The organism is Bifidobacterium xylocopae (assembly GCF_003315615.1).
Classification (GTDB): Bacteria; Actinomycetota; Actinomycetes; order Actinomycetales; family Bifidobacteriaceae; genus Bombiscardovia; species Bombiscardovia xylocopae.
Window position 1 is genome coordinate 79,108 of record NZ_PDCH01000002.1, and the last position, 26,828, is coordinate 105,935.

Consider the following 26,828-nt stretch of genomic DNA (forward strand, 5'->3'; position numbering starts at 1 on the left):
GGGTTCGGATGCGTCGCGGGCCCCGACGAAGCGTGATGTGCGTTCCTGGTGCCCAACGGCCCGGTTCAGAGGCTGAACAGGCCCCAGAAGGCCAGGGAGAGCAGGCAGGCCAGTGTGCCTGCCCAGGCGAGGATCAGGACCAGCCAATGCCCCCACCCCCGGGCCAGGATCGGTTCCGGGTCGAGCGGCGAAGCCGACTGCGGCCGGACATGGCCGGCACCGGCCAGGATGGCGTCGGACCTGGAGGAATGCCTGGACAGTCGCGCCAGGAGGACGTGCCCCGGCATGATGGCGCAGACGAGGGTCAGCAGCAATGCCAGGACCTTGAGGGCGATCCACAGGCTGTTCTGCACCCGGGATAGCGGGTTGAGACCCAACGCGTGTACGACGACGACGGTGACATAGCCCAGGGTCCCACCCAGCAGAAGGAGCCCGCCTACGGCCCCGGCCCAAAGGCAGGGGGATACGCCGCTAGCGAAGCGTGGATCCTTGTCCCTGTTCCTTTGGCGATGTCTTCGTGTCGTGCGGGCCAGAAGTAGGACCAGGGCACCAAGGGCGGCCAGCAGCAGCAAGGCGGGCCCGGCGGCCAGCAACCCGATCAGAACGCCGAGCGAGCTGACCAGGCCCGGACTGGTGGCGTTCGGCGCGGCGTACAGCTGGTCTGGTCTGCTACCGGCCACCTGCGGTGTGGACCAGTCGCCGGTCTTGGTGCCGGCGGCCACCGCATTGATCCAATCCTCCAGGTTCCGTGTGTAATGCGGCTCGAGCGGCAACCCCGCCTTGGCCAGGCGGCTGCCCACCCGCATCTGGTGGTTGGTCGGGTAGTAGCGGACGGTCACGTTCCGGTTTCCGGCGGCCCGCGCCCGGTCCATGACTTCCTGCGCACCCTGTTCGATGGGCATGGAGGGGTCGTCCACGCCGAAGTTGATCAGAGTCGGCTGAATCAGGCGATTCCACTGGGCCAGAGCGTCGAAGTCCGCGTACTCCAGGCCCAAGGGCGCGAAATCCATGCCCAGCAGCTTGGTGACATCGGAGCGTATGCCGTCCGGTGCTCCGATGGAGTACAGGTAGGTGCTGGCGGCCATGGCCATCTGATCGCGCCCGGGGTAGACCGGCGGCGAGGTCAGGATCGAAAAGGCCAGGGAGGGGTCGCGCCCAGTCATGACCGAAGAGACCCAGCTCCCCTCGGATTCAGCGTACAGGCCGGTCTTCGCTGGGTCCACGCCTGGCCAGGAACGCAGGATCTTGAGGGATTTGCCGTAGTCGTCGGCCATGGCGGCGTAGTCGCGGTGGAAGGTCGTATAGGTGTCCAGGCGTTTGTCGGGCACCAGTGTGGTGATGCCTGCCGAAGCCAGGGCCTGTGCCAGATCTCCATAGACGTTGGCCGCCGAGCCGGTGCCGGCGCCATGGATGAAGAGGCAGGCCGGGCGGCCTGTCGGGGCATCCACCGGCTCGCGGACAATCGCATGGACCGAGACATCAGGGGACAGCCGTACCTTGATCCCGCTTTCCTTGACCCTGTAGCTTCCCTGCGGGACGGTCGGCCCCAGCTTGGAGACGATGGCTGTGTCGGCGGTCGCCGGTCTCAGATGCCCATGGTATGGCTCCACTTTCCAGGGGGGCGTCATCAGGTACCCGACACCGGTCAGCGCACACAGGAGGACGGCGAAGGCGGCCAGCAGGGCCGCCAGGCGTTTCAGGATTCGCACGGGGACAACTGTGGCACAAGGGGTGGCCCTGTACAGGTCCGCTGCCGGTGCTGCCGGTGGTGGCGCCGGCAGCCTTCAGTCCTGTGACAGCGGGTCCTTCTGTGCGGCTTCAGCCTCCTCCAGGTTCCCATAGCCGGCCAGCCTGACCGTGGCCAGCAGGGTCTCCTCGGTCAGGTTCCGCCGCTGGGTGGCCAGTACCAGCACCAACGTCTCATACAGTCCCAGGGTTTTGGGCGAATATGTTGACAGTTCGCCCCGCAGATAGGTCTCGAAGGAGGTGTCCTGGGCGGTGTCGTCCGCCGTGCGCAGGATACGCATCTCCTGGCCCAGTCTGGGGTAGCGCTCGCGGAAGTCCTTGGCCCAGGCCACCTGCTGGCGGATGATCCGTTCCTGCCGCTCCTGGCGTTCCAGGCCCAACCTGGGCATGTAGGGGGCGATGTCGCGCCGGTAGACCTCGGGCGCGGTGGACTCCATCATCCGTCCGTACTTCTCGGTCAGCAGGTTCCGCCCCGCACGGTCGGCTGCGTCCAGGTCATCCGCATAGGAGGCCAGCAGGTCGTGCGGCCATACGGAGAACTGGCTGAACCGCATGTGATGGAAGGTGGGCCAGTTGCCTTGGCAGTTGGCCCGGCCGCCCTCGTTGTCCACCTGCTGGAACTGGTCCCATTCGTGCTTGACGATCCGCTCACGCAGTTCGTCATCCGCTTTCGTCGCCGCTATCGGTCCGTTCATCATGTACCTTCTCTTTCGTCCGAGGATGCTCCGGGGGTACCGGGGCAGGGTCCGTCTCCCCGTTCGGATCCCCTTCTTCAAATACTGTGCAGGACCGGGTCCTGGCTGACGATATGCGCCTCGATGTAGGGGCGCTGCCATTCGAGGAAGCCTTCCTGGCTCGTGGTCAGACCTTCCGCCTGCAGCTCTTCCAGGATCTGCGCACAGACCATTTCCACGCTTTTGATCAGTTTTTCGGCTGCCGGAGCTGCGCCCTTGCCGCCCTCGCCGAAACCTGCGCCACCGAAGCAGGCCGCCGAGGACAGGCGCAGGATGGATTCCAGCTCGCCTGCCACCGGGCCCAAACGGGTGGCCAGCCGGGTGCTGATGGAACGCAGTGCGGCGAAGGACCACTTGTAGTAGGGCAGGTAACCTACGGTCAGGGGGTTGTTGACCAGGAAGACCAGGGAGGCCACGGCCCTGGCGAATTCATCGACTGCCAGCCAGGCGGCGGCGCCGTCCGCACGTTTGAGACTGCGCGGCAGATTGTACTGGCCTGCCTGGCTGATCATCCCCAGCCGGCGTGAGATCAAAGCGAAGCGCACATCATCCGGTATGGCTTTGAATCCTTGCCGTGTCTGGAGGAAGGCGCCCAGTGGGTCGGCGAATACCTCGCCGTTGGTGGCTGCGGCCAGGGTGGCCTCGTCCAGGAGCAGCCACTCATGGGGTTTGTCTTCACCAGGTGCCTGCCGATAGCCTGTGATGGATTCGAAGAAATCACCGATCTCGAAGACCCCCACGCGCCTGGACTCCCCACGTGCCCGCACACTGCGCTCCCGGGGGCCGTATCCCATGAAAACCTGGGGCATTGCCTCATAGTCAGCCTGGAGGCGGTCACCGATGGCTTCGTAATCCTCATGTGTCAGCCACAGGCAGAAGCCCGGGCCGAAGTCATGGTCCTGGGAGAGTTCGTCGTCGAAGCCGTAGCATTCCGAACCGTGGCCCACCAGGCCTGCCGCGATCCTACCCGCATACTCGGGATACCTGGCTTCGATCATGGGTCTGCCGCACTGCTCCCAGTAAGCACGGGCCAGTCGCAGACCACTCAGACGGTGACGATGCGCTTGGGCCGCTGGGGGAAGTCCGGATTTGCCGGATTCCCCTTCGTGTCGGTTCCCGGCTGTTCCACCTTGCCCGCCCCCCGGCTCTTCTTCTTTCTGCCCGGCCCGGTGCGCGGCCTCCAGGGCCTGCTCCAGATTATCCCGGGTGATCTGATAGGAGTCACTGGCCTGTCCGTAGTCACGGGTGATGATGCCCAGGGCCTTCCGGTAGGCGCCGGCCGCCCGGCCGAAACGGCCCGACGTGAAGCAGACCTGCCCGTAGCCGGCCAAGGCCGATGCGAAGTGGGGGTTGGCCTGCAAGTGGCCGGCTTCGTAAATTTCCAAGGCCTTGGAGGCATGCCCCATGGCCTGGTCAGTTCGGGCCTCGCGTGTGTCGGCGTCCCCGCCCTCGGCCGGCAGGCCCAGAAGGGCTAGTGCCAGGTTGGTGTGGGTGGAGGCCACGTCCAGGTCTGTGCCCGGGTCCGGGGAGGAGGCTGTCAGGAGGTCCAGTGCCTTCCCGAGCTCTTTGACGGCCTGTCTGGCCCTTCCGGTCTCCGAATAGAGCATGGAGAGGTTGTTGTGCAGGGCGGCCAGCCGCCGGTCGCCGGGGCGCAGGGTCCGTTCTGCAGAAGCCAGAGCCTGCAGGTAGAGGGCCTCGGCACGCTCATAGCGACCTGCCGCCCGCATGCCGGTGGCGGCGTTGATCAACGTGGTGGTCCACGCTTCGGAATCCTCAAGTCCCATTTCGGCAGCCAGTTTCAGGGACCGCTCGATCATGGGCAGGTTGTCCTCGTGCCGCCCGCGTGAACGGTAGTAGCCGATCAGCTCGTTGAGCACGGTCAGCTGGCCGCCGTCATCGCCCGCATCCTGGGCGTCCGCCAGTGCGCGCAGCATATAGCCTTCGGCTTCGTCATTGGATTCGTCCGAATCGAAGATCGCGTCCAGGCCATGTAGGAAGCGCTCGCCGTCGAAAGAGCCGTCCGGGCGCAGATGGTCGCCCGCCCCATGGTGTGCATTACCCTTGCCGTCATTGCCCAAGTCTGCCATGAGGCAAGCTTAGCTCAAACCTCGATCACTTGCAGGCGGTCGATCGCATCGGTATGGGTCTCAAGCCGTATGGAGTATACGACCAGCAGGACCACGGCCAGCAGTGCCAGCGGGGCCCCGGCCAGCGCGGGGAAGCGATAGTCCATGCCGGAGGCGGCCAGGGCTGCGCCGCCCAATATGGATCCGACGGCATTGCCTAGGTTGAAAGCGATCTGAATCGTCGCGCCGCCTATGAGTTCGCCTCCGCCCTGACCGGCCTCCACCATGAGCACCTGCTGGGGGGTGGAGATGAAGAATAGTCCGAATGCCACCCAGAAGGTGAGGATGGCGGTGGAGAGCCGGGAGCCGGGAACCAGGAAGATCATGAGCAGTCCCAGGCAGGAGACCAGCTGGCCCAGGGCCGCGGACCCGGCATGCCGCCAACGGTCGCACAAGGCGCCGCCCGCCAGACCGCCGACCACCATACCGAAGCCGGCCAGCATCATCAGGGCCGAGACGGAGCCTGCCGACCAGCCGCCCCGTTGGGTCAGCCAGGGGGATACGTAGGACCACCAGCAGAAGATGCCTGCGTTGCCGGTGAACACGGCCAGCAGGATGACCCAGGGGCCACGGCGCCTGAGGAAACGGAACTGTCCACGGATGCCGGTGTCCGGGACCGGATCCAGATCGGGGATCCAACGAAGAACCAGCAGGACGGTGGCCGCTCCCCACAAGGCCAGGAGGGCGAAGGCCATTCTCCAGGAGAGGTATTCGGCCAGCAGGGTGCCACCCGGCACTCCCAACATGTTGGCCACGGTCTGGCCGGTTATGGTGACGGACACCGCTTGCGCCCCCTTGCCCGGGTCGGCGAGGGATTTGGCGATATAGACGGCTGTGCCGAAGAAGGCTCCGTGGGGGAGGCCGGCGATGAAGCGGGAGATGATGAGCAGGGGGGCGGAAGTGGATAGGGCCGAACAGGCGTTGCCGACAACGATCAGGGCCATGAAGAGCAGGACCAGTCGTTTGGGTGGCACTCTGCGTCCGAAGACCAGCATCAGGGTGCCCGCGCACACCCCTATCGCATATGCTGAGATGAAATTCCCTGCCTGTGGGATGGAGACGCCCATGGCCTTGGCCGTCTGCGGCAGGATGCCCATCATCACGAATTCGGCGGCCCCCAGGGCGAAGGCGCCCGAGGCCAAGGCGATCAGACTCTTCTTCATGCTTGTGCTCTTCCGAGGATGTGTGGGACTGCGTTCATGGACCGACGGCGCCGGTGTGCAGTCTCCATGCAGGGTCACCAGCGATGGTACGCGCCGGGGTTCCCGGTAGGGCCGGGCGCGAAGGGCTTGGCGGGTCGCCGAAGGGACACGGTGTCCGTCTTGGACCGTTGCTCAGGTGAACTCCGCCCATCGCAATGGCTTGGTTCCGTGGATAGGGGGTTCGGTGCCGCAGGCCATGGCGGTTATAATCGGCCTGGAGGCGGTCAAGGAGACCACGCCATTGCATTGCGGCCGCCGGTACCGGTTGGAGGAGTCATGGGAAAAAGGCCCGGCTGGTTGTCGCCGAACGATCAGCCATCCCGGCACCGGACCAAAACACACGGAAAGCCGGCCGTACTTGTATTCTGCCGTATGCTGCTGGCGGCGCTGATGCCGGGGAGTGCGGAAAGTGTGTCCCCAAGACAGGCCGACAGGATATTCCGGGTCCGCCGGTTCGTGGTGGCCTTCCTGGCGGTGATCGTTGTCGTCTGCCTGCTGACAGCCATGGCTGTTTCCGGGCACCGTCGTTCCGCGTCGGCCGGTGCCGTCGCTTCGGCATCCGGCGCCGACCATCCGGGCAGCGTCGAGCATGAACGAGGACCGGCGGGTGGCCGGGCGAGACGTCCGGCCGCCGGGGACTTGACCAAGGCGCCTGTGCCCAGGTCTGAGCAGGCGCAGCCGGCCACCCTGACCGAGCGTGAACGCTCCGAAATCCTGGCCCAGGCCCAGGCGACGGCAGCGGCCTCGGGCAGACCCCGGCATGATTTCACCTATTGCGTGGCCGGCAGGGGGAACGTCGGGAACACCACGGTCTTCGAGCAGACCGTCTTTCGCACCCTGAACGATCCCAGGGGCTGGCCGCGGGCGGGAGCAAGCTTTACGCGGTGGAGCGGGGGCGCGTGCGACATGGTGTTGGTGCTGGCCGAACCCCAGTACATGCGCACCTTCTCCCCGGCCTGCTCGCCGGAGTACAGCTGCCGGGTGGGCAACCAGGTGATCGTCAACAAGGTCCGCTGGGACGGCGGCACTGATTACTGGCTGGGTGCCGGCGGCGACATGGGACGTTACCGGGTCATGGTCATCAACCACGAGGTGGGCCACCGGCTGGGTCATATGGATAATGAGCAGACATGCGCCGGTGCCGGCCAGAGCGCCCCCTTGATGCAGGAGCAGTCCATGGGGCTCAAAGGCTGCAAGCCCAACGAATGGCCCATGGATTCGGAGCTATGGATCAGATAGCGGCGAATCGGGCGTCGGGGTGTGTCACCGGTGTGGTGCGGGGCAATCCCCGGATCACCATGGCTGGATGGTGGGTCCGATGGTGAATTCGGAGACGTTCGTGTCCTCCGGCTGGTCGATGGCGAAAGCGACCACGGAGGCCACACGGTCAGGCGTGATCTGGTAGCTGTCGTAGGTCCTGTTCATGTCTTCAAGCGCGGCCGGATCGGTGATCGTGCTGAGCAACTCGGTCTGTATGGCCGCCGGGTAGATGGTGGCCGTGCGGATGTGGGTGCCTTCCATGGCGGACTCCATGCGTAGCACTTCCATCAGGTCGCGCACCGCCCACTTGGTGGCCCCATAGACCGCGCCGTTGGGGTAGGCCTTGAGACCGGCCACGGAGGAGGTGGTGATGAACTGCCCCGATTTCTGCCCGGTGAATTCAGGCAGGGCGGCGGCAATGCCGTTGAGCACGCCCTTCAGGTTCACGTCCACCATCCTGTCCCACTCATCGGTCTTCAGGGCCGAAAGCGGCGATGAGGGCATGAGCCCTGCGTTCAGGAACATAACATCCACCTGCCCGAAGCGATCCTTGGCGTAGGCTACGAAATCCTTGTTCCGCTGCGGGTCGGTCACGTCCAGGGGGCGGTAGGCCGCCTGTCCGCCAGCCGCGATGATGTCGTCCGCAATTGCCTTGAGCTTCTCCTCCCGTCGGGCTCCCAGGACGACTTTCGCCCCGCGCGAGGCCAAGAGCCGGGCGCTCGCCTCGCCGATGCCGGAAGATGCGCCGGTGATCAGTACGACCTTGTTCTCGATTGTCATGTGATATCCGCCTTTCCATGCCTTGTGCGTGCATGCTCTTCATATGCTAGGACTTCAAGCCACTTGAGGTGCAAGCCGGTACCAGTGGGTTGCCATGCGGCAGGAGAGGGATGATGCTTGGATGTCCTGCCTGAGGTGCTTCCCGCGAAGTGGTATATGGGCTATGGGCGTGGCGCGGCCTTGTCAGGTCCGGGAGCGTGACCGCTTTGGCGGGCGCACGGGTTCTGGCGAGGCTATTGCTGCGGATGGCCCACATTGCATGCCGTTGGGCCCCACACCCGGGACAGAGGTGTGGGGCCCAACGGCACGACCAGGCAGGGCAGTGCCTGCGAGCTGGTCAGAATTCCGTGATGACGGAACGGATGACCTTGCCGGCGACGAGCTGCTTGTAGGCCTCGTCGATCTGGCTCAGGTTGATGTGCTGGGAGACGATGTCCTTCATGTTCAGGCGGCCGTCCACAGCCAGGTCCGCGTACATGGGGATGTCGTGCTTGATGTTGGTGGAGCCCATCCACACACCCTTGAAGCCGCGCTGGTGTACCAGCAGGTCCGCCGGGTTGATCTCCAGTTCGACGGTCGCGTCAGGCTTGGTGAGGCCGATCGGGTAGGCGGTGCCGCCGACCCCCAGCATGTCCCAGGCCTGCTTCATCGTCGACTTCAGGCCGATGGCCTCGAAGGCCTGGTCCACACCGCCGTCGGTGAGCTCGCGCACCCTGGCGACCGGATCCTCGTTCTTGGAGTTGATCACGTCGGTGGCGCCGAACTTCTTGGCGAACTCCAGCTTGTTGTCCAGCAGGTCAATCGCGATGATCCTCTTCGCACCGCAGATGCGGGCGCCGGAGATGATGTTGAGCCCGATGCCGCCGGTGCCGATCACGGCCACGGTGTCGCCGGGGCGTACATGCGCGGTGTTGATGACGGCGCCGGCACCCGTGATGGTGGCGCAGCCGATGCAGGCGGCCTGGTCCCACGCCACCTCGTTGTTGACGACAGCCAGCTGGTTCTCATGGATCAGCGCCTTCTCGGCGAAGCCGCCGGTGCCGAAGGCCTGCGTGATGGGCCGTCCGTCGGGGAAGGACAGGCGGGGGGTGTCGCCCTCGGCGCGCACGCACTCATGCTGTTGCAGGCAGGACTGGGGTTGGCCCTTGAGGCAGTTGGCGCAATGGCCGCACACCTGTTCAAGGGAGGCCACGACGTGGTCGCCCACCTTGATGCCGCTGACCTCGGGCCCCACGGCCTCGACGATGCCCGCCACCTCATGGCCGATGACGGCGGGGAAGGGGAAGAACTGGTCGTCGTCCTCCACCAAGTGCAGATCCGAATGGCACAGGCCTGAGGCCTTCACCTCCACCAGCACCTCGGCGCCCTTGGGGTCGTCGATGATGATCTCCTCAGGCTGGGCGAAGCCCTTGCCGATGCCGTAGGCAATCGAAGCCTTGATCTTCTGAGGCATTTTTGCTCCTTTGCTGAGTGTCGCGGACACAGTTGTCGACCGTGCCCACCTTCTTCGCCGGTCCGGTCCTCACAGCGCCGGACTTTGTGAATCACCTCTCATTCTAGCGGACCGCTTCCCTGAAACACGCAGCTGTATATCAGCGATCACAACCCAGTGAAGAGAGGGTTTCGCGGGGGGAGTGAAGACAATGGCGCGTTGGCTATACATGTTCCCCCCCCCCCCCCAGGCGATCCAAGATGCGCTCGTCGCCATCCGGATGTCAATCGGTCCCCAGGGTGTGCAGGCGCTCCCCCCCCCCCCGGTCCAGTACAACAGTTTCGGGCAGACAAGCCTGCCGCGGCCTTGCCTTGAGAGAGGTTGCGCTGGGGATGGGTGGCGACGAGTCTCTCTGGCCGGGCGTAATCACGTTGCCGACCGTGTGCGGGTAGCATTCGCTGGCCGTGGGGGAGGACAGACCGTCAATGGTCCGCTGCATCCGATAGGGCAGGCCGTCCGATTCATTGGCCGAATGCAGGGGGCTTTGGGGGGGGGGGGTCGCGCTCCCCGAGTCGGCTCAGTCATGCCCTCCCCAGGGTCTCGTCCGCAGTCGGTGCGGCCGTATGGCTGACATCGTATCCTGGGCCCGGGCGCGTATGTGCGGTTTTCTCACCTCCCATGGCCGCGCAGGTAGGCCTCGGCTTGGGCGGTGTCGACGGGGAGTGCGGCGGTCAGGGTCAGGGTCAGTCCCTCCGGGGTGGCCACCCGCGCTTCCATGGAGTTCCACGGCTTGCGGACGGCGGGCACGGTGGAGCCGGGACGCAGTCGTTCGCAGGCGGCGACCATGTCCGCTATCTGGGATTCGGCTACGGCCAGGCTGAGGCTGCCGGCCGTGCCCGCCACCGGTTGCGACTGATTCGCCCCTGGCCGGCTTGCGTGGATCAGTATGTCCTGGAAGGCCCAGCGGCGCAGGTGAATCATCGTGCCGGGCATGGCGTACAGGCTGATGAAGCCCAGGCCCTCGGTCCAGAAGCGCTCGGATTCCCCCAGGTCGGCGCTGGTCAGGGTCATGAACATGGGCATGGGGTAGATGCCCCTGTAGGGCTCCGGCGGCGCGGTTTGGCTGCCGGGCCGGGGCACTGGGCTGATGCGGGCGGCGTCGTAGGTGGGTGCCGCGTCTGTTTCCTGATTGGTCATGATTGGTCTTTCGCTATATCGAATTGATGGATAAAAGTAAGTGATTGAGCTGCGGCTGGTCTATTCCCAACGGGCGGTGGCGGGGTCGATGCCTCGGGCGCGGGCGGCGGCTTCGATGGCGGTGAGCATCCATTCGGCCAGGCCGGGCTCCAGCTGTTCGTAATGGCGCCTGAAGCGAGGGTCGGCCACGTACATGCGGCCCAGTATCAGGTGCATGGACGGGGTCACATGGAACCAGGTCAGGGCCTGTTGCTGCTCTTCAACCAGGGCGAGTGCCTGGATGCCGGTCGGGTCGAACCCGGCGCGCTTGGCCCGGGCTAGCTTGGTTTCCACCTCCTTCAGGTGGGCCATGTCCCGCTCCTGCTGCTCCTTGCTGCGCGAGGCCTTGCGTTAGGCATACTCCATCCACTGTTGGCTGGTCCCCCAACGTTCCTGGGCCTCCTTGAGCTGGCTGCGATCGGTTTCACCGGTGGTTGTCATCGGTTCTCCTGGTTCTTCCCGGCCTTCGGCTATGGCGATGAGACGGTCCAATGTGCCCAAAGCGGCCTCGAGCCGGTGGATCTTTTCTTTGATTTGTGAGCGCTGGCCTTGCAATTCCTCCAGGGCCAGGGGCGTGGGGGAGTCCAGCAGTTCCCGGATCCGCCGGGTCTTCAGCCCCAGCTCCCGGTAGATCAGCACCCGTTCCAAACGCGCGATGTCACCCTGTGCATAGCGCCGGTAGCCCGACCAGTTGCGCTCGGGCGAGACCAGGCCGACCGAATCCCAGTGGCGCAGCATGCGCTCGCTGACCTCCATCAGGGCGGCCGTCTCGCCGATGCTCAGTCCCGTTTCCCAGGCTGCGCCACCATGTACATTGTCCTTATCTCGCGTCATGCCCAGACCCTAAACCCTTCCACCATGTCAGGGTCAAATCGCCGATGTTCACTGTCATTCAGACGCTGTCGCTGCTGCGGAAGATTGCTTGCAGCTTTGGTGCATGGCTTTTAGGGCGTTCCTTTAGGGCAAGCAGGCAGAATGTCCTCAAAAAGTAAGTCCTCACATGGGAGACTGGGAGCGGGCAAAACCGATCGGCCTTCGGACGGACGGTAGGATGGGGGGTACTTTTCCTTGCGGGGACGGGCTGGCGGGGATGGTCCGGAATCCGCGCGAACCGACGAAAGGCCGAATATGAGCGCTCAAGGATGTGGCTCGGTATCCGCGATCAGCCTGGGGCTGCCGCCGGCGACCGCCGTGCCAGAGGGCAGGGGCGAGCTGCCCAGGCAGATCTTCTACGCCAAGCGTCCGGTGTCGGCAAGGCTCAGGCAGCGCTTTGCCAATGACCTGGCAGCTGTGGACATGCTGGCCCTCCTGCGCCCCGCCAATACCGGGCTGGCCGAGGGGCAGGCGACCAAGGAGATCCTGGTCATGGGGCTCAAGCTGACCTGCCAGGACCCGCCGCTGGAGATAGTGGACCACATCGCCGCCATGCGCTCCTCGGGCATCATCTTCGTCTGCGTCCGTCCGGCATTGGACAAGGAGGGCGGGCCCACTGGAGGCGAGGAGTGTGCGCTGGCGGTGCGTCGGCCCCTGCCCGCCAAGCCCGGCCATGAGCGGATATACCGCGATTTCGCCAGCCCCTGGAGGCCGGCGGGCAAGACCCGGCTGACCCTGGCGGGTGACGACCTGGACCAGGCTTGGGAGGGCCTGAACGCACAGGTGATCCTGGACAGCAGCGACGGGTCCGACGTGGACGGGCGCATCGCCAGGCGGGCCCAGGTCGCCGATCTGGTGGCGCAGGAGGCCAAGCTGGCCAAGGACCATGCGCGCGCCAAGGACGCGACCCAGCGCAACCAGGCCTACGCCAAGCTCCACAAGGTGCGTACCCAGCTCAAGGAACTGGGTGCATTGGATGGTCTGGACGAGGCCTGACGACTGGTTTCGCGGTCGTGCCCGAAGTGGCGTGAATCACGTCTGGCCTGGTTGGGACGTTCAGCGTCGCCTGCGGGAAACTTCGTCCTGATGCAGAGGCGCTGGTGCACATGATGACGAAGATGGAGCTGCCGCTGACCATGGCCATCGGCGTCTTCGTCACCCTCTGGGTGGGCTGGTGCTGATCAAGATCACATTCGCACTGCTGGCTTCCAGGCTCTATGGGGGTCTCGTCAGGGTGTGGACCGGGCTCCTGCCCCCGCGGGTGGCTTCCTGGTCGGTGGCCAGGAGGCAGACGGTCTCACGCATCGGGCGCTCCAGTTCAGTCCTGGCTCCGCTCATGGTCTGCGTCGGTCTGATCATGGGACTGGGTACGCCCTTGCGGATATTCAACGATTCGCTGATGAAGGTGGCGGGATACCCCACACTCCCCGGCACCACCTCCACCGGTATGGCCGGGGTTTTGGGGGCGATAGGCCCTGCCGCCGCAATCGCCCTGGGAGGGACCTTGGCCGGCTTCTGCATGATCTCGCGCGAGCGGTCCCTTGATCAGGCCTTGCTCGGCATAGCGGGCGCCGAACCCCGGCAGCTGCTCATGTCGTCCGGGCTGGAAGGTGCCATCATCATGCTCACCGCTATGCCGGCCGCCTTCCTGGCCGCCGTCCCGGCCACAATCTGCGCCTATCTCGGCTTTCGTGCCATCCTCGGCACAGCCGTCCTCTCCGTGCCTTGGGCGCAATGGGCTTGGATGATCTTTGGGGTGGTGGTCCTCGGGTCCGGGGTCTTTTTGCGGCATCCACACGTTCCCTGGGGGTCCCGTTTGTGCTGGCCCTCAGATTATGGACCGAGTAGGTGGATTCCTTTGTGACGGAAGAAGTTCGCAGGTGGGGGAGCCGATGAATGTGTTGCTGCTGCAAAGTGCGCTCAAAACCGGTTTCGTCTGCTGCGTGCGATGCTGGAAAAGTTGAAATTCCGGCCCTGATCGGGCCGGAATGATTGTCGGGGTAGGGGGATTTGAACCCCCGGCCTCTTCGTCCCGAACGAAGCGCGCTACCAAGCTGCGCTATACCCCGCGACAACGTTCACCATAGTACACTGACCGGCGACCAAGCGCCAGCACTCGCGCGGCGGGTTGGGTCGGTGGGGCCGGGCAGGACAGGCGGCAGTAAGTACCGGCACTTGCGTACACTGTACAGCTATGACAGACCTGAATGAGAACGCCGACCGGAGCAAGGAAACGCCGGAGACCGAAACCGCCATGTCCACCGTGGAGCGGGCCCAGATGCTGTTCGACCAGGACCAGGCCATCGCGTCCCGGGTGAAGCAGGGTGCCGAGCTGGAGGAGGCCATCGACCCGTCCAACCACGAGTTCGGACCGACGGCCCACCCGGAGCAGGTGCAGATGCGCGTGGCCAAACGGGCGCTCATGATCAAGGAAGGCGTTCCCCCCTACCCGGTCCATTTGAATGTGACCGACCGGATCGAAGATGTTCGCGCCAAGTACGAGGGCCAGCTGGAGCCGGGCCAGGAGACCGAGGATGTGGTCGGCATCGCAGGCCGTGTGCTCTTCCTGCGCAACGGCGGGGGCCTGTGCTTCGTGCAGCTCTCGGCTGGCGACGGCACCAGGATTCAGGGCATGGTCTCGAAGAAGGAGATCGGCGCCGATTCCCTCAAGTCCTTCAAGAAGCTGGTTGATCTTGGAGACCAGCTATACATCCGAGGCAGGGTCATCGCCTCCAAGACCGGCGAACTCTCGGTCTTCGCGACGGAATGGGCCATCGCCGCCAAAGCCCTGCAGCCCCTGCCAGCCCTGCACAAGGGACTTTCCGACGAGCAACGAACCCGCAAGCCCTACTTGGCCATGATCGCTGATGAGGACACGCGCAAGATGGTTCGTGATCGCTCCAAAGTGGTCTCCTCCCTGCGTCGCACCTTTGAATCCGAGGATTTCCTGGAGGTGGAGACCCCCATGCTCCAGACCGTGCATGGGGGGGCGGCGGCCCGCCCCTTCACCACGCACATGAACGCCTTCGACATCGACCTCTACTTACGCATCGCTCCTGAGCTTTTCCTCAAGCGCTGCCTGGTGGGTGGCATCGAGCGGGTCTTCGAAATCAACCGCGACTTCCGCAACGAGGGTGTGGACGCCACCCATGCCCCTGAGTTCACGATGCTGGAGGCCTACCAGGCATACGGCACCTACGACACGATCGGCGACCTGACCAAGCGTCTGGTGCAGCAGTCGGCCATCGATGCCTTCGGGTCGACCAAGGTCACGCTCATGGGCGGTGAAGAGTACGACTTTGGCGGCGAGTGGAGAACCATGACCATGTACGGTTCCCTGTCCGAGGCCCTGGGGGAGGAAATCACGCCTGAGACCTCCGTGGAACATCTGGGCGCCATCGCGGACAAGCTGGGCGTGGAGCGGGACGAGGTGGAGAACCACGGCAAGCTGGTCGAGCATCTCTGGGAGCATTTCTATGAGGACAAGCTCTACGAGCCCACCTTCGTGCGCGACTTCCCGGTCGAGACCAGCCCCCTGGTCAAGGCCCACCGGTCCAAGCCGGGCATGGTCGAGAAGTGGGACCTGTATGTGCGCGGCTTTGAGTTGGCCACCGGCTACTCCGAGCTCAATGACCCGGTCGTGCAGCGCGAGCGTTTCATCCAGCAGGCCAAGGACGCGGCGGCGGGTGACGTGGAGGCCACCGACATCGACGAGGACTTCCTGGAGGCCCTGGGTGTGGGCATGCCCCCCACCGGTGGCATGGGTATGGGCATCGACCGTCTGCTGATTGCCCTGACCGGCGCAACCATCCGTGAGACCATCACCTTCCCCCTGGTCAAGCCGCTGAACTGACCCCCATTCCCATGTGGAGCGAGCCCGGCTGGCCTGACGCAAGGCTGGACCGGGCTCGAACCGTGTTGGGGTCTGGAAGTCTGTGAGTGCGGAAGCACTTCATCCTGTTAACACGCGCGCAATGGAGGTGCCGATATGAATGTCAAGCTGTGGATCAACGGGATGCGTCCGAAGACACTGCCCGCATCTGTCGCCCCGGTCTGTGTGGGGGCGGCCGCGGCCCTGGTACACAGGTCGAAGACGGCGGTTCCCTGCGCCTCCACCTGCGCGGCTGATGCACCTATTCAACCCACGGCCCAGGGGGCTGCCGCCCAGGTCGGTGCCGGTCAGCTGTGGACGGTTTTCATTCTCCTTGTCCTCCTGGCCCTCTTCATGCAGGTAGCAGCCAACTTCGCCAACGACTACTCCGACGGCATCCGCGGCACCGACGCCAAGCGCGGCGACGAGGAGGAGGTCTCGGGCAAACCCCGCCGCCTGGTGGCCTCGGGCGTGGCCCCGCGCAAGGTCTTCGCGGCGATGACGGTCTCGGTTCTCATCACCGCCCTGCTTGGTCTGGCTGCGGTCGCGATCACGGGCCACTGGTGGATGATCGCGGCCGGTCTGGCCTGCTTCGCAGCGGGATGGTTCTACACCGGGGGCAAGCATCCATACGGTTACTACGGGCTGGGCGAGGTCTTCGTTTTCATCTTCTTCGGCCTGGTGGCCACCCTGGGAACCGAGTACTTCATGGTGGGCGCGCTCAGCGGCGACGGCTGGGCCGGCGCCTGCGCCGCAGGGCTGAACGCGGTGGGCCTGCTCATGCTCAACAACTACCGGGACATCGAATCCGACAGGCGCTCCGGCAAGCACACCTACGCCACCCTGGTGGGTGACCATGCGGCCCGGGTCTCCATCTACGTGGTCTACGCGGTCAGCCTGCTGCTGGCGGTCATGGAATTTGGTGGTGTCTTCTGGCGTTTCGGGTCCATGAACGTGCCCGCCGTCATCGTCGTCGTCCCGATCGCGGTCTGTTTCGGCTTCATCTTCCGCTTCTTCGCCCGGCACAACCAACCAAAGGCCTTCGTGCTCTCCGGGCAGGGGACTCTGATTTCAGCCCTATGCTGGACTGTCGGCCTCCTGATGGAGCTGGTCTGAGCCCAGCCAGAAAGCGAGCGTAAATCAGGTGAAGGCTGGTCTGCCTGGGCGTTTAGAATGTGGGCTATGACATACAAACTAGTACTGCTCCGGCATGGCCAGAGCGCATGGAACAACACGAACCAGTTCACCGGGTGGGTGGACGTCCCGCTGACCGAGAAGGGTGAGGAGGAGGCCCGGAAGGGCGGCAAGCTCCTGAAGGATAAGGGTGTCCTCCCCGATATCGTCTTCACTTCCCTCCTGCGCCGTGCGATCAACACCGCCAACATCTCCCTGGATGTGGCCGATCGCCTCTGGATTCCGGTCAGGCGCGACTGGAGGCTCAACGAGCGCCACTATGGTGCCCTGCAGGGCAAGAACAAGACCGAGATTCGCGAGAAGTACGGCGATGAGAAGTTCATGCTCTGGCGCCGCTCCTACGCCACCCCGCCGCCCGAGATCGACCCGGACGACGAGTTCTCCCAGTCCCATGACGCCCAGTATGCGGGCATCGACGTGCCCCGGCACGAGGCGCTGGCGAACGTGGTCGAGCGCGTGACTCCCTACTGGCAGTCCGACATCATCCCCGAGCTCAAGACCGGCAAGACCGTCATGATCGCGGCCCACGGCAACTCCCTGCGTGCCATCGTGAAGATGCTCGACGGCCTGTCGGAGGAGGAGATCGCCAAGGTCAACATCCCAACGGCCATCCCCCTGCTCTACGAGCTGGACGAGGATTTCAAGCCCGTCAAGCCGCGCGGCGAATACCTGGATCCGGAGGCCGCCGCCGCTGGTGCCGCCGCTGTCGCCGCCCAGGGCCAGAAGTGACCTGCGGCCGCTGAAAGCGGTCTGTGCACTGCAAGATACAGAACCGGCCCGCGCATCCACTGGGGTGTGCGGGCCGATTCATATCGTAGCGGACCGGGCAGAGGTCAGTCGATGTCCTCCAGGTCCTTGGGGTCCTTGGAGGGGTCGAAGCCGGAGACGATGTAGACCACGCGGCGGGCGGCCGAGACGCCGTGGTCGCCGATCCGTTCCATGAACCGGGCCAGGAGCACCAGGTCGATCATCTGCTGCTTGGAGCCGGTCCACTCGTCGGACAGGGCCAGCTGGAAGGTCTGCTGGTGGAGGCAGTCCAGCTGGTCGTCGTCCACGATGATCCGCTCGGCCACTTTCGTGTCCCGGTCGGCGAGCATGGCCACCAGCCGGTCGGCCATGTCGTTGAGGAAGTCCTGCATCTTTCCGAAGAGCTCCCTGGCCTCGGGGGGCAGGGGGGAGTCGGGGTAGGAGCGGCGCACGGCTTCGGCGATATGCCGGGAGAGATCGCCCATGCGCTCGAAAGTGGCCGCCAGGCGCAGGGTGGAGACGACGATGCGCAGGTCGGTGGCCACCGGGCTCTGCTTGGCCAGGAGCTGGATACACTGGTCGATGACCGAGGACTCCAGCCGGTCGATCGCCTGGTCGCCATCGATGACATCCTGGGCGGCCTCCACGTCCGGTCCGAGCAGGGCCCTGCCGGCGGTCCTGATAGCGGTGCTGACCGCGCTGGCCATCCGGTCCATGTCGTCGGCCACCTGCCGCATCTCCTCGTTGAAGATCACGCGCATACCCGCTGCCCTCCTGTAGCCTGCGATAATGAAGTATGACAACAGTGTACGGCCTGGCGCTAACGACTGCCGATTGTCGACGGCGGGCATGGTGCCGGACGGCTGATGGAGGATGCGTATGGGCGGCTGGCTTGAGCGCGTGAGATCCCGTTTCTCACCCGTTTCGCACGAGGATGATGCTAAGGCCGACGACCTGGATGAGACCGGGCAGGCCATCCTCTCCCTCCTTGGTTCGGTGTGCGTGCTGGTGGACCGGGAGGATCGGGTCGTCCGTTCCAGCCCCGAGGCTTATGGGCTGGCCATAGTGAACCATGACAGGGTCGTGGATGAACGTATCCAGGAGGCGGTACGCCAGGCTTGGCGGAAGGGGGAGGTATCGCGTTTCCGTCTGGTCACGGACACCCCGGCCGCCTATGCCGGTATGCCGGCATCCAACGCCCGGGCGGGCGGGGGTACCCTGGATCCGCTGGCTGAAGGTGGTGCCGCGGCTGTCTCCCGGCCCAACTGGCTCAAGGTCGCGGTCGGTCCGATCGGCCCGGACCTGGTGCTCATTCTGGTAGATGATGTGAGCGAGGCCGTGCGCTTCGAACGAACCCGGCAGTCCTTCGTCGAGCATGTCTCCCGGCAGCTGCTGAAACCGGTGGATGCACTCGGCTCCCTGGCCGACGATTTGAGAGCCATGACCCAGGATCCTCCCGAGGACAAGGGTGGAATCCAGGAGCGCATGACCGCGATGGGGCGTCAGGCGCACAGGGTCCGCGACTATTCCACCTATCTGGAGCACACCCTCAACGACCTGCTTTTGCTCATCCGCGCCCAGGAGTCGGTGCGTCCGTCCCGGAACAACCTGCTGGACCTGGCCGACCAGGCCCGACAGGCCCTGGAACAGGTGCGTGCCCAGGCTGCAGAAGCGGCCGTCAGCCTGACATGCCGGATGGACGACGCTTTGGTCGTGCATGGGGACGGTGAACAGATAAGGACCGCCATCGTCAAACTCCTGGAGAACGCCATCCGATACTCGCCGGCCGGGTCCACGGTCAGCCTGGCGGCCGGGCCCTCCCCGGACGGCCGCTTTGTCCTGGTACGTGTGATCGACCGGGGTTTGGGTATCGCGAAAGAGGAGCAGAACCGTGTGTTCGAACGGTTCTACCGGGGTGGTGGGCAGACGGAGGCCAGCGCTGTGGGCATCGGCCTGGGGCTCGCCATCGTCAAGCATGTCGCGCTGACCCACCATGGCTCGGTCTCCCTGTGGAGCGCTCCCGGCCAGGGCTCGACCTTTACCTTGGCCCTGCCCCGGGTGAAGGGGCCTGGCAGGGAAGATGAGGATGCAATCGCGCAAGGGCGTTAGGCGCGCTGGTGCGCGTCATGGTGTTTGCTCAACGCGTGCAGGACCAGCGCAAGGAGGGATTTGATTGGAGGATCGCCAGTGGCTGAGCGGCTGCGTGGAGCCGTCCACGAGATGCCAGGACTGGAACTATTGCGCCAGCCTCCGGTAATCCCACCGGTTGAAATGCTCCCAGACCAGCAGGAGAAGACCTACGGCCACGCCGGCCGCCGAGACGATCAGAGGTTTCATTGAGTCCAGTCCGCACAGCAGGAGGATGAAACAGACGACCATCGCCAGCGCCCAGGCCGCTGTGCCGACAGTGAAGATGCGCCGCAGGTCCACCTGGACAGGCTTCGGCGACGGCCGACGCGCATCCGGGTCGAAAATCGGTGCGAGCTTCATAGGGAATACTCTATTACAGGCTCTGACATACCCTGGCATACTATGGAGCCTGGCTGCTGACCTGGGCCGTCGGCGGAACCGAGCCTTGCGGAGGGAGCGCGCGTGTACCCGATATTGCCTGTTCAGAAGCGATATGCCTGGGGGTCGCATACCCGTCTGCAGGCCATGTTCGGTTTGCCCGAAGGGCCTGGCGTGGATGCGGATGGTGTCAGGTCCGACACCCTGGCCGAGATGTGGTTCTCCGGGCACGCACAGTCCGCCTCCACCATTCTCCTGCCTGACGGTGCGCAGCGGTCCCTGACCCAGGCCATCCGATCAGACCCCATGGGGATGGTGGGCGCCGAGGATTCACAGACCTTCGGGCCGGTCCTGCCGTATCTGTTCAAGATCATCTCGGCACGTATCCCGCTCTCCCTCCAGGTTCATCCCCTGGATTTCGAGGCACGGGCCGGATACAACCGGGAGAACGCCGCCGGACTGTCTATAGGCGACCCGGAACGTTCCTTCAAGGATACGTTGGCCAAGAACGAGATGGTCGTGGCCTTGGAGCCGTTCACGGCCTCGGTAGGCTTCGCCCCGATTTCGACTCAGTTGCAGATTCTGCGGGTGGTGGATCACCCGGTTGCCCAGCGGATGGCCGATGCGCTGCTGGCCCGTAGCTTCCATAGGAGTGTGACGCCCGAGGGCTTCGAGCGGGCGGATGCGATGATGCCCGTCTCCGCCTTGGCATGGCCTGACTCAAGGCGGCGGGTATTCCGTGCTTTCCACACCGCGATCACGGCACCGCCCGTCGACCCCGACGAGCTCACCCCGGCCCTGCTGGATGCCGACCGGCGGATCAGCTCGCGCAAGGCGCATGACGCCATGGCCAACGCACTCCAGGCCGCGCAGGCTTTTCCCGGTGATCCGGCAGTCCTGGCACTGCTGATGCTGAACGCGGTCTGCCTGGAGGAGGGTGAGTCGGTCTACATCCCCACCGGCACCCCCCACGCATACATCCACGGTGCCGCAGCGGAGATAATGACCAATTCGGACAATGTGCTGCGTGCCGGCATGACACCCAAGCACAAGGACCTCGCCAACTTCCTGCGGAGTCTGGACTGCCAGCCGGCCAGCCCGATCGACCCTTCCAGCTCCATGATCGCCACGCTGGCCATGCACAACATGGTCACCTACAGGCCTCATATCAGCGAATACATGTTGGTCTACGGGCGGGTCGAGCCCGGCTCGGCGGCCTGGCCGTTGATGGGTCGGATCGCCCACCGGTACGGGGATCTGGTCCAGCGGTTCGGCCCCCGCCGCCTGCTGGTGCCCCAGGGAGGACCGCGCATCCTGGTATGCACCGAGGGCAGTGTCTGTGCTCGCTGCCAGAAGCAGGAGATGACCCTGAATCACGGTCAGGCCCTCTTCATCCGTTCCGACGATGGGCCGGTCGATGTCCTCCGGGCCGAGCCCGGCTCTACGGCCTTGGACGGGCTTCCCGCTGTGGGGTATGGGTCCTTCCTGCTGGCCTCCACCCCCCGTTGAGCCGGGAATTCACGATTTCCGCCGGCCCCCCTCGCTCTGGGCGAGATGACACGCCGGGGGCAGGTGTGGGTCGCACCGGGTGGAGGCAGCCTGCATACCGGCCCGCACAGCCCCAGGAATACTGGCTTCGTGTCGGAAGCGTCCGTTGCCGGTGGGCCGTGAGTGGGTCCCTCTGGACAAAATCCTCAGTTAGACGACGGAGTCTGAATTGTTGTACAGTGCTATACGTGATGATTGTGTGACGCTGCGGTGTCAGGATTGTAAACCGATACAGGAGTGGTCGTATATGAGATTTGCTGCGGACAAGGCGAAGGCCGTCCGGGGCGCGCATATCACAAGAGCGCGCGTCCAGGGGAGCCGGGCCGACGTCGGGCATGGCAGTAAGCTCGTGAACGTATCCCAGGTGTTCGCCGCCCAATCCCAGCGTCTCCACCGGGAAAACGCGGTGGAGGAAGCCCTGGCCAAGCGGTTGAACCAGGTGGCGCCTGAGACCCGTCGCTCCCGCAGGATGGCGGCCAAGGCTGCGGTCCGCAGGAACCATATCGTGACTGGGTCGGCCATGGCCGCCTTGATGGGTGCCGCCGCCGGCGCGATTGCCGTAGTGGCACCAAAGGGCCCTCTGAAGGCCCCACTGGCCGCCGGGGACGCTTCCTCCCAGGTGACCCCCGCCGGATATACGGCAGCGGGTTCCGGCCGTGACGGCGCCGTTTCCCGCTCCGAGGCACGTAAGCCCGAGGGCGCGGACCAGCAGACCAGCAACCAGGGCAAGTGGAAGATGGACGAGTCCGGACTTGATGTGTCCAACATGTTCAAGTCGCTGGCAGACAATCCGGTGGTGGCTGCGCTGATGGACCGGAACCGGCCCGTCCTGCCGCCTGCGTTCAATCCCAACCACGCCACTGGCGACGCAGGCAATGCCTACGAGTTCAGCCAGTGCACCTGGTGGGCTTATGTGCGACGTCATCAGCTGGGTCTGCCGGTCGGTTCGCATATGGGCAACGGCTGCCAGTGGGCCGCATCCGCCCGTTCCCTTGGATATTGGGTCGACAACACCCCCCGTAATGTAGGGGACGTAATGGTCTTCAATGCGGGGCAGGAGGGAACTGATCCCCAATACGGGCATGTGGCGATTGTGGAAAGCATCAACCCCGACGGCTCGATTACGACCTCCGAATGCGGTGTATCCAAAGCAGGCAAAACATACTCACATACCTATACCAACATCCATGATTTCCAGTTCATCCATTACTGACCAGGCGGTGGTCGGCACAGCAGCCGACATCTCCCGGCCCTGTGCTAGCCTGAGGAAACAATGAGCATACAACGAAAAACCTGGACCATTGCGGCCACCTCGGTGCTGGCCGGCTCCACGCTGTTCGCCGGCATCCCGGCTGTAGCATACGCCAGCAGCAGCAATGATGCCGCTGTGACGTCATCGCGCTCTTTCAAACCCACCGACCGAGTCCGGAGGAACCTCCTGGCCGAGTCCACCTCGACCTCTGTTGACAAGAACAGCAACTGGGGTGGTGTGGAGAGCCTGAATGTGCCACTGACCAGGTCCCAGGCGGAGAAGGATCAAGAGGCCGCCGCAGCCGCCAAAGCGAAGGCGGAAGCGAATGCAGCCCAGGCCCAGCGTGAGGCCGCCGCCTCCCGTTCGGCTTCCCGCCCCGCCGTTCGTTCGGAATCCTTCACCGCCACCCCTCCCGATGGGGCGACTGCCGATGCCCTTGTGCGTTTCGCCACCCAATTCGCAGGTCGTGTGCCCTATGTAGGTGGCGGCAAAACACCTGCTGGCTGGGATTGCTCCGGGATGGTCCAATACGTATTTGCACAGTTCGGTATTTCCGCACCCGCTCCGTCCGGTACACAGGCCACGCTTGGCCGCGCGGTCCCGAGCCTGGCTCAGGCGATGCCTGGCGATATCATCGCGAACCAGGAGCATGTGGCGATTTACATCGGTGGGGGCATGGTGGTCAATGCCCTGAATCCGTCACAAGGCACGCAGGTGACTCCGGTGTCCGTGTCGTTCGGAAGCCCATACTCAATTCGTAGATTGTTGTAAACGCCTTAGCCGTACGTGCCAAGGTGCGATATCGTATGCGTCGGACGCCCTGTTCTGGGGCGTCCGACGCATATCGGGGGGGGGGGTGGACTGCGAAACGCCATGTGCAAGGGGCCGCTTATGCCAGCCTGCACGGTGCGATATTCTGGTCCTGGACAAGGGGCGGGCCTACCGGTCCGACCCCACGAGTCATGAGGAGGTCGTTATGATCAACGACAAGGCGATCCTGGTTGGCGTCGATGGATCGGATGCCAGCTACAAGGCCACCTGGTGGGCCGCCAACTATGCCAAGCACGCCGGTCTGACCCTGCAGATCGTATGCGCGTATTCACTGCCCTCATACGCGGCGGTGTCCTTCGATGCGACATACACGACCATGGGTGACGACGTGGCCGCCCACTCGGACGCGCAGGAGATCCTGTCCAAGGCCAAAGCCATAGCGGACGAGCAAGGTGTTGAAGCCGTCACGCTGATCGTGACCGGTGACCCGTCCTCGGTCTTCGTGGAGCTGAGCCGCAACTACAACCTGATAGTGATTGGCAACCGCGGCAAGGGCGGGCTGGCCGAGCGCCTGCTGGGCACCACTTCCTCCTCGCTGCCGGCATATGCCTACTGCCCGATCGTGGTGGTCCCCTACACCGACGATGATGGCAAGCAGATGCACTTGAACAACCGGATCGAGCGGGTGGCCGTCGGTTCGGATGAATCCAAGTGGGGCTTGAAAGCCTTGGAGATCGCCGCCGAGTTCGCCAACACCTGGGGTGCGACCCTGGATGTGATATCCGCGGTGCCGAACATCTCGGGTCTGACCGGTAGCGGCTCCGCTGAGGAGCAGAGCGTGATGGACTCCTACATGGAGGACCTGGATGGGCGCATCAAGCCTCTGCAGGAGGATTATCCGGAGCTGGAGGTGGACAAGCAGGTGGTGCCGGGTTCGGCGGTCGAGGCGCTGACCCAGGCCAGCAAGGACCACGACGTGGTCGTCGTCGGTTCCCGTGGCCGCGGTGGGTTCACCGGTCTCCTGCTGGGCTCGACGAGCCAGGGGCTGCTCCAACATGCTGTTTCGCCGGTCTATGTGGTGCCCCGCAAGTATGTGGAGGCGACCGAGTCCGGGCTCAAGCAGGCCGCTTCCGGTCCGGGTAGCGGCTCGGCCACTGCCCTGGAGGACATCACCGGTGTCCAGCAGGTCTCTGTCGACAAGGCCGACCAGGTGGAGGACATCGAGTCCGCCATAGACCCCCTGCACGGTGACCGGGGCTGAGCGGGTCGTTCGGCGCGGCATATGAAGGACCGCCGGTCCGGGACGATGTTTCCCGGACCGGCGGTCCTTGGTGTATGGCGGGGCTGTGGCTCAGTGGCGCACTTTCACGTTCATACGGACGGGCGTCTCGCGCACATAGGTGTGCTTGACGGTGCAGTTCTTGTCGATGTGGCGTGTGATTCGGTCTTCCAGCTTGGCCGCGTCCTCGTCGCTCATGTGAGCGTCGGTGGCATCCACGCTCACCTGCTCATCGAAGCTCAGGAAGGCATCATCATCGTCGCTGTAGCGGGCGCTGACGACGATCTTGGCGCCCTTGCCCTCGCCCAGGGTGTTCTCGACGGCGAACTGACTGGACATGCCGGCGCAGGCAGCCAGGGCGATCTGAGCCAGGTCCCCGGGCGTGAACAGGCCCTCGCCCCTGCCGAACTTGATCATCGCACCGTCGTCGGAGCGCGCCTCCCAGGTTCCGTCGGCTCCGCGCTCGACCCAAAGTCTCCGTGACATAACAACCTCCCATAGGTTTGTCTGCTGTATCTCTACCAATGTAACCCCGAACGCTGCCCAAATATGCCCACCGTGTCTGTGGATTGAGCTGGCGGACGAACATGGTGTTCATTAGTGGTCCAGCCGTGGGCTTCGCCTCCGGCCCCTGGTCATGCCGGTGCCCGCTTGCTAGACTTGGCCCCATGGCTTTGACATCCGAGCAATTGGCAGACATCCGCAGACGTGTCCCGGAGCGTCCGCACAGCGAGGTCCCAACCCCCTATGAGGACCTGGTGCGCAAGATCGTACGCGAGGGGACACTCAAGTCGGACCGCACGGGGACCGGTACGATCTCCCTGTTCGGTCAGCAGATGCGTTTCGACCTGGCTGACAGCTTTCCCCTGCTGACCACCAAGACGGTCTTTTTCAAGGGTATCGCCTACGAGCTGCTCTGGTTCCTCAAGGGTTCCTCGAATGTCCGCTGGCTCCAGGAGCACAATGTGCATATCTGGGACGAATGGGCCGATCCTGAAACGGGGGAGCTGGGTCCTGTCTATGGGGTCCAGTGGCGTTCCTGGCCGGCCCCCACGCCTGAGGATCCGGGGCATACCATCGACCAGATCCAGCGGGCCCTGGACCTGATTCGTGACCATCCTGACTCCCGGCGCATCATTGTGACCGCCTGGAATCCGGCCGAGATCGACCGGATGGCCCTGCCGCCCTGCCATGCCCTCTTCCAGTTCTATGTAGCCGACGGCAAGCTGTCATGTCAGCTCTATCAACGTTCCTGCGACATGTTCCTGGGAGTGCCTTTCAACATCGCTTCATATTCGCTGCTGACCCTGATGATGGCCCAGCAGACGGGGCTGGAGCCCGGCCAGTTCGTCTGGACCGGCGGCGACTGCCACATCTACGACAACCACATCGACCAGATCCTTGAGCAGCTCTCCCGTAAGCCCTACCCGTATCCGAATATCAGGATACGGAAGGCGGATTCCATCTTCGACTATGAGTATGAGGATTTCGAGATCGTAGGATATCGGCATCATCCGGCCATCAAGGCCCCGGTGGCGGTCTGAACTCACCGGTATTATACTGTTGCAAATCCATTACCGAGGAGCATACGCACATCATGGAGCATGACAGTAGCAGCCGAAGCGGCTATCACGAACCCGAGCCCGGTCATGCCGGGCTGCTGGGGGATCAAGGCAGGGAATTCGAGGAGGATGAGCTTTCCGAGCCCTGTTCGATCAATCTGATATGGGCACAGGCCCAGGCCAAGGATGGCCGGAGGGGAGCCATCGGCTACCAGGGGGGGATGCCTTGGCGTCTGAGGGAGGACATGCGCCGGTTCAAGGAGCTGACGATCTCCCACCCCGTGATCATGGGCCGCAGGACCTGGGAATCCATGGGGGCCAAGCCCCTGCAAGGGCGCGACAACATCGTCGTCTCGGGCACACCGGAGTTCACGGCGCCGGGGGCCACGGTCGTCACAGGTCTGCAGGACGCAGTGGAGCTTGCCCGGCAGGAGGCCATCCCCGATGATGGCATCGACCGTTCCGAGATCTGGATCATCGGGGGGTCACGGATTTTCGAGGAGTCGCTTCCGGAGGCTGACTGCGCCTATGTGACCGAACTGGACGCACAAGTGGAGGCCGATACCTTCGCTCCGGACATGGATGCGCTGGTAGACCGCCATTTTTGGCGTGTGGGCAGGCGGGGGGATTGGCGGGAGGCCGATGACCCGCGCGACCAGGGTGTGCACCGCTTCCGGTACGTCACATATGAGAAGGTCGACTGAGGG

The 26,828-nt window shown here is 64.4% G+C and carries 24 protein-coding genes, 1 tRNA gene and 1 pseudogene; 13 read left to right on the plus strand and 13 right to left on the minus strand.

The window, feature by feature from the left end; translation table 11 throughout:
• Window positions 1-65: 65 nt before the first annotated feature.
• From CRD59_RS01685 to CRD59_RS01700, 4 genes are all read right to left on the minus strand, one after another.
• Window positions 66-1,709, minus strand: a complete 1,644-nt coding sequence (locus tag CRD59_RS01685; RefSeq protein ID WP_113852872.1) for an alpha/beta hydrolase family protein — start codon at window positions 1,707-1,709, stop codon at window positions 66-68.
• 75 nt (window positions 1,710-1,784) lie between these two features.
• Entirely contained in the window at window positions 1,785-2,441 is a 657-nt protein-coding gene (locus CRD59_RS01690; protein ID WP_113852986.1) for a DUF4125 family protein, read from the minus strand.
• A gap of 77 nt (window positions 2,442-2,518) precedes the next feature.
• Entirely contained in the window at window positions 2,519-4,567 is a 2,049-nt protein-coding gene (locus CRD59_RS01695; RefSeq protein WP_113852873.1) for a DUF4037 domain-containing protein, read from the minus strand.
• Between the two features lie 14 nt (window positions 4,568-4,581).
• Window positions 4,582-5,769, minus strand: coding sequence for an MFS transporter (locus CRD59_RS01700; protein ID WP_113852874.1), 1,188 nt, complete (start codon window positions 5,767-5,769; stop codon window positions 4,582-4,584).
• Between the two features lie 450 nt (window positions 5,770-6,219).
• Here CRD59_RS01700 and CRD59_RS01705 point away from each other — a divergent pair, with 450 nt between their 5' ends.
• A complete protein-coding gene (locus tag CRD59_RS01705; protein WP_236632662.1) occupies window positions 6,220-7,047 on the plus strand; it encodes a DUF3152 domain-containing protein in 828 nt (275 codons plus the stop codon).
• Window positions 7,048-7,101: 54 nt separating this feature from the next.
• Here CRD59_RS01705 and CRD59_RS01710 read toward each other — a convergent pair whose 3' ends face one another.
• The 5 genes and pseudogenes from CRD59_RS01710 to CRD59_RS01730 form a co-directional block, all read right to left on the minus strand.
• A complete protein-coding gene (locus tag CRD59_RS01710; RefSeq protein WP_113852876.1) occupies window positions 7,102-7,848 on the minus strand; it encodes an SDR family oxidoreductase in 747 nt (248 codons plus the stop codon).
• Between the two features lie 337 nt (window positions 7,849-8,185).
• Window positions 8,186-9,301, minus strand: a complete 1,116-nt coding sequence (locus CRD59_RS01715) for a zinc-binding dehydrogenase (protein ID WP_113852877.1) — start codon at window positions 9,299-9,301, stop codon at window positions 8,186-8,188.
• Between the two features lie 648 nt (window positions 9,302-9,949).
• Window positions 9,950-10,477 carry a VOC family protein gene (locus tag CRD59_RS01720; RefSeq protein WP_113852878.1) on the minus strand — a complete coding sequence of 176 codons (528 nt, stop codon included), beginning with the start codon at window positions 10,475-10,477 and terminating at the stop codon, window positions 9,950-9,952.
• Window positions 10,478-10,537: 60 nt separating this feature from the next.
• A pseudogene (locus CRD59_RS01725) lies at window positions 10,538-10,849 on the minus strand (TipAS antibiotic-recognition domain-containing protein); the annotation flags it as partial.
• An 18-nt stretch (window positions 10,850-10,867) separates the two neighbouring features.
• Window positions 10,868-11,350 (minus strand): MerR family transcriptional regulator, encoded by a 483-nt coding sequence (locus CRD59_RS01730; protein ID WP_113852880.1) that lies wholly within the window; start codon window positions 11,348-11,350, stop codon window positions 10,868-10,870.
• A gap of 294 nt (window positions 11,351-11,644) precedes the next feature.
• Here CRD59_RS01730 and CRD59_RS01735 point away from each other — a divergent pair, with 294 nt between their 5' ends.
• Window positions 11,645-12,385, plus strand: coding sequence for a DUF4391 domain-containing protein (locus CRD59_RS01735; protein ID WP_113852881.1), 741 nt, complete (start codon window positions 11,645-11,647; stop codon window positions 12,383-12,385).
• A 178-nt stretch (window positions 12,386-12,563) separates the two neighbouring features.
• On the plus strand, window positions 12,564-13,253 hold the full coding sequence (locus tag CRD59_RS01740) for a hypothetical protein (RefSeq protein WP_113852882.1): 690 nt from the start codon (window positions 12,564-12,566) through the stop codon (window positions 13,251-13,253).
• A 131-nt stretch (window positions 13,254-13,384) separates the two neighbouring features.
• Here CRD59_RS01740 and CRD59_RS01745 read toward each other — a convergent pair.
• A tRNA-Pro gene (locus CRD59_RS01745) sits at window positions 13,385-13,458 on the minus strand.
• Window positions 13,459-13,583: 125 nt separating this feature from the next.
• Between CRD59_RS01745 and lysS the strand changes: the two genes are divergently transcribed.
• The 3 genes from lysS to CRD59_RS01760 all read left to right on the plus strand — a co-directional run bounded on the left by lysS (window position 13,584) and on the right by CRD59_RS01760 (window position 17,183).
• Window positions 13,584-15,242, plus strand: coding sequence for a lysine--tRNA ligase (lysS, locus tag CRD59_RS01750; RefSeq protein WP_113852883.1), 1,659 nt, complete (start codon window positions 13,584-13,586; stop codon window positions 15,240-15,242).
• 135 nt (window positions 15,243-15,377) lie between these two features.
• On the plus strand, window positions 15,378-16,376 hold the full coding sequence (gene menA, locus CRD59_RS01755) for a 1,4-dihydroxy-2-naphthoate octaprenyltransferase (protein WP_113852884.1): 999 nt from the start codon (window positions 15,378-15,380) through the stop codon (window positions 16,374-16,376).
• Between the two features lie 66 nt (window positions 16,377-16,442).
• Entirely contained in the window at window positions 16,443-17,183 is a 741-nt protein-coding gene (locus tag CRD59_RS01760) for a phosphoglyceromutase (RefSeq protein WP_113852885.1), read from the plus strand.
• Between the two features lie 104 nt (window positions 17,184-17,287).
• Here the strand turns inward: CRD59_RS01760 and phoU are convergent, their stop codons facing one another.
• Window positions 17,288-17,962 (minus strand): phosphate signaling complex protein PhoU, encoded by a 675-nt coding sequence (gene phoU / locus CRD59_RS01765; RefSeq protein ID WP_113852886.1) that lies wholly within the window; start codon window positions 17,960-17,962, stop codon window positions 17,288-17,290.
• A 118-nt stretch (window positions 17,963-18,080) separates the two neighbouring features.
• On the opposite strand from phoU, the gene CRD59_RS01770 reads away from it, so the two are divergent.
• Window positions 18,081-19,310 carry a sensor histidine kinase gene (locus tag CRD59_RS01770; RefSeq protein WP_113852887.1) on the plus strand — a complete coding sequence of 410 codons (1,230 nt, stop codon included), beginning with the start codon at window positions 18,081-18,083 and terminating at the stop codon, window positions 19,308-19,310.
• Window positions 19,311-19,436: 126 nt separating this feature from the next.
• Here CRD59_RS01770 and CRD59_RS01775 read toward each other — a convergent pair whose 3' ends face one another.
• Entirely contained in the window at window positions 19,437-19,691 is a 255-nt protein-coding gene (locus CRD59_RS01775; RefSeq protein ID WP_113852888.1) for a DUF2530 domain-containing protein, read from the minus strand.
• 102 nt (window positions 19,692-19,793) lie between these two features.
• Here CRD59_RS01775 and manA point away from each other — a divergent pair, with 102 nt between their 5' ends.
• The 4 genes from manA to CRD59_RS01795 all read left to right on the plus strand — a co-directional run bounded on the left by manA (window position 19,794) and on the right by CRD59_RS01795 (window position 24,541).
• Window positions 19,794-21,218, plus strand: coding sequence for a mannose-6-phosphate isomerase, class I (gene manA, locus CRD59_RS01780; RefSeq protein ID WP_113852889.1), 1,425 nt, complete (start codon window positions 19,794-19,796; stop codon window positions 21,216-21,218).
• A 286-nt stretch (window positions 21,219-21,504) separates the two neighbouring features.
• A complete protein-coding gene (locus CRD59_RS01785) occupies window positions 21,505-22,470 on the plus strand; it encodes a CHAP domain-containing protein (protein ID WP_113852890.1) in 966 nt (321 codons plus the stop codon).
• A gap of 60 nt (window positions 22,471-22,530) precedes the next feature.
• A complete protein-coding gene (locus tag CRD59_RS01790) occupies window positions 22,531-23,280 on the plus strand; it encodes a C40 family peptidase (protein WP_113852891.1) in 750 nt (249 codons plus the stop codon).
• A gap of 205 nt (window positions 23,281-23,485) precedes the next feature.
• Window positions 23,486-24,541 (plus strand): universal stress protein, encoded by a 1,056-nt coding sequence (locus tag CRD59_RS01795; RefSeq protein WP_113852892.1) that lies wholly within the window; start codon window positions 23,486-23,488, stop codon window positions 24,539-24,541.
• 90 nt (window positions 24,542-24,631) lie between these two features.
• Here CRD59_RS01795 and CRD59_RS01800 read toward each other — a convergent pair whose 3' ends face one another.
• Window positions 24,632-25,045 carry an OsmC family protein gene (locus CRD59_RS01800; RefSeq protein ID WP_113852893.1) on the minus strand — a complete coding sequence of 138 codons (414 nt, stop codon included), beginning with the start codon at window positions 25,043-25,045 and terminating at the stop codon, window positions 24,632-24,634.
• Between the two features lie 182 nt (window positions 25,046-25,227).
• Between CRD59_RS01800 and CRD59_RS01805 the strand changes: the two genes are divergently transcribed.
• Together CRD59_RS01805 and CRD59_RS01810 are read left to right on the plus strand one after the other, a co-directional pair.
• Complete coding sequence (locus tag CRD59_RS01805) at window positions 25,228-26,103, plus strand: thymidylate synthase (protein ID WP_113852894.1); 876 nt, start codon at window positions 25,228-25,230, stop codon at window positions 26,101-26,103.
• Window positions 26,104-26,156: 53 nt separating this feature from the next.
• The gene (locus CRD59_RS01810) at window positions 26,157-26,825 is read left to right on the plus strand and encodes a dihydrofolate reductase (protein ID WP_113852895.1); all 669 of its coding nucleotides are present in this window, start codon (window positions 26,157-26,159) and stop codon (window positions 26,823-26,825) included.
• The last annotated feature ends 3 nt before the right edge of the window (window positions 26,826-26,828 follow it).

What these genes read in the sequence shown, in the direction of transcription:
- CRD59_RS01690 (WP_113852986.1), bottom strand. Translation starts at nt 2,441, where the DNA reads ATGAACGGACCGATAGCGGCGACGAAAGCGGATGACGAACTGCGTGAG.
- CRD59_RS01695 (WP_113852873.1), bottom strand. Translation starts at nt 4,567, where the DNA reads ATGGCAGACTTGGGCAATGACGGCAAGGGTAATGCACACCATGGGGCG.
- CRD59_RS01700 (WP_113852874.1), bottom strand. Translation starts at nt 5,769, where the DNA reads ATGAAGAAGAGTCTGATCGCCTTGGCCTCGGGCGCCTTCGCCCTGGGG.
- CRD59_RS01710 (WP_113852876.1), bottom strand. Translation starts at nt 7,848, where the DNA reads ATGACAATCGAGAACAAGGTCGTACTGATCACCGGCGCATCTTCCGGC.
- CRD59_RS01715 (WP_113852877.1), bottom strand. Translation starts at nt 9,301, where the DNA reads ATGCCTCAGAAGATCAAGGCTTCGATTGCCTACGGCATCGGCAAGGGC.
- CRD59_RS01720 (WP_113852878.1), bottom strand. Translation starts at nt 10,477, where the DNA reads ATGACCAATCAGGAAACAGACGCGGCACCCACCTACGACGCCGCCCGC.
- CRD59_RS01730 (WP_113852880.1), bottom strand. Translation starts at nt 11,350, where the DNA reads ATGACGCGAGATAAGGACAATGTACATGGTGGCGCAGCCTGGGAAACG.
- CRD59_RS01735 (WP_113852881.1), top strand. Translation starts at nt 11,645, where the DNA reads ATGAGCGCTCAAGGATGTGGCTCGGTATCCGCGATCAGCCTGGGGCTG.
- lysS (WP_113852883.1), top strand. Translation starts at nt 13,584, where the DNA reads ATGACAGACCTGAATGAGAACGCCGACCGGAGCAAGGAAACGCCGGAG.
- menA (WP_113852884.1), top strand. Translation starts at nt 15,378, where the DNA reads ATGAATGTCAAGCTGTGGATCAACGGGATGCGTCCGAAGACACTGCCC.
- CRD59_RS01760 (WP_113852885.1), top strand. Translation starts at nt 16,443, where the DNA reads ATGACATACAAACTAGTACTGCTCCGGCATGGCCAGAGCGCATGGAAC.
- phoU (WP_113852886.1), bottom strand. Translation starts at nt 17,962, where the DNA reads ATGCGCGTGATCTTCAACGAGGAGATGCGGCAGGTGGCCGACGACATG.
- CRD59_RS01770 (WP_113852887.1), top strand. Translation starts at nt 18,081, where the DNA reads ATGGGCGGCTGGCTTGAGCGCGTGAGATCCCGTTTCTCACCCGTTTCG.
- CRD59_RS01775 (WP_113852888.1), bottom strand. Translation starts at nt 19,691, where the DNA reads ATGAAGCTCGCACCGATTTTCGACCCGGATGCGCGTCGGCCGTCGCCG.
- CRD59_RS01785 (WP_113852890.1), top strand. Translation starts at nt 21,505, where the DNA reads ATGAGATTTGCTGCGGACAAGGCGAAGGCCGTCCGGGGCGCGCATATC.
- CRD59_RS01790 (WP_113852891.1), top strand. Translation starts at nt 22,531, where the DNA reads ATGAGCATACAACGAAAAACCTGGACCATTGCGGCCACCTCGGTGCTG.
- CRD59_RS01795 (WP_113852892.1), top strand. Translation starts at nt 23,486, where the DNA reads ATGATCAACGACAAGGCGATCCTGGTTGGCGTCGATGGATCGGATGCC.
- CRD59_RS01800 (WP_113852893.1), bottom strand. Translation starts at nt 25,045, where the DNA reads ATGTCACGGAGACTTTGGGTCGAGCGCGGAGCCGACGGAACCTGGGAG.
- CRD59_RS01805 (WP_113852894.1), top strand. Translation starts at nt 25,228, where the DNA reads ATGGCTTTGACATCCGAGCAATTGGCAGACATCCGCAGACGTGTCCCG.
- CRD59_RS01810 (WP_113852895.1), top strand. Translation starts at nt 26,157, where the DNA reads ATGGAGCATGACAGTAGCAGCCGAAGCGGCTATCACGAACCCGAGCCC.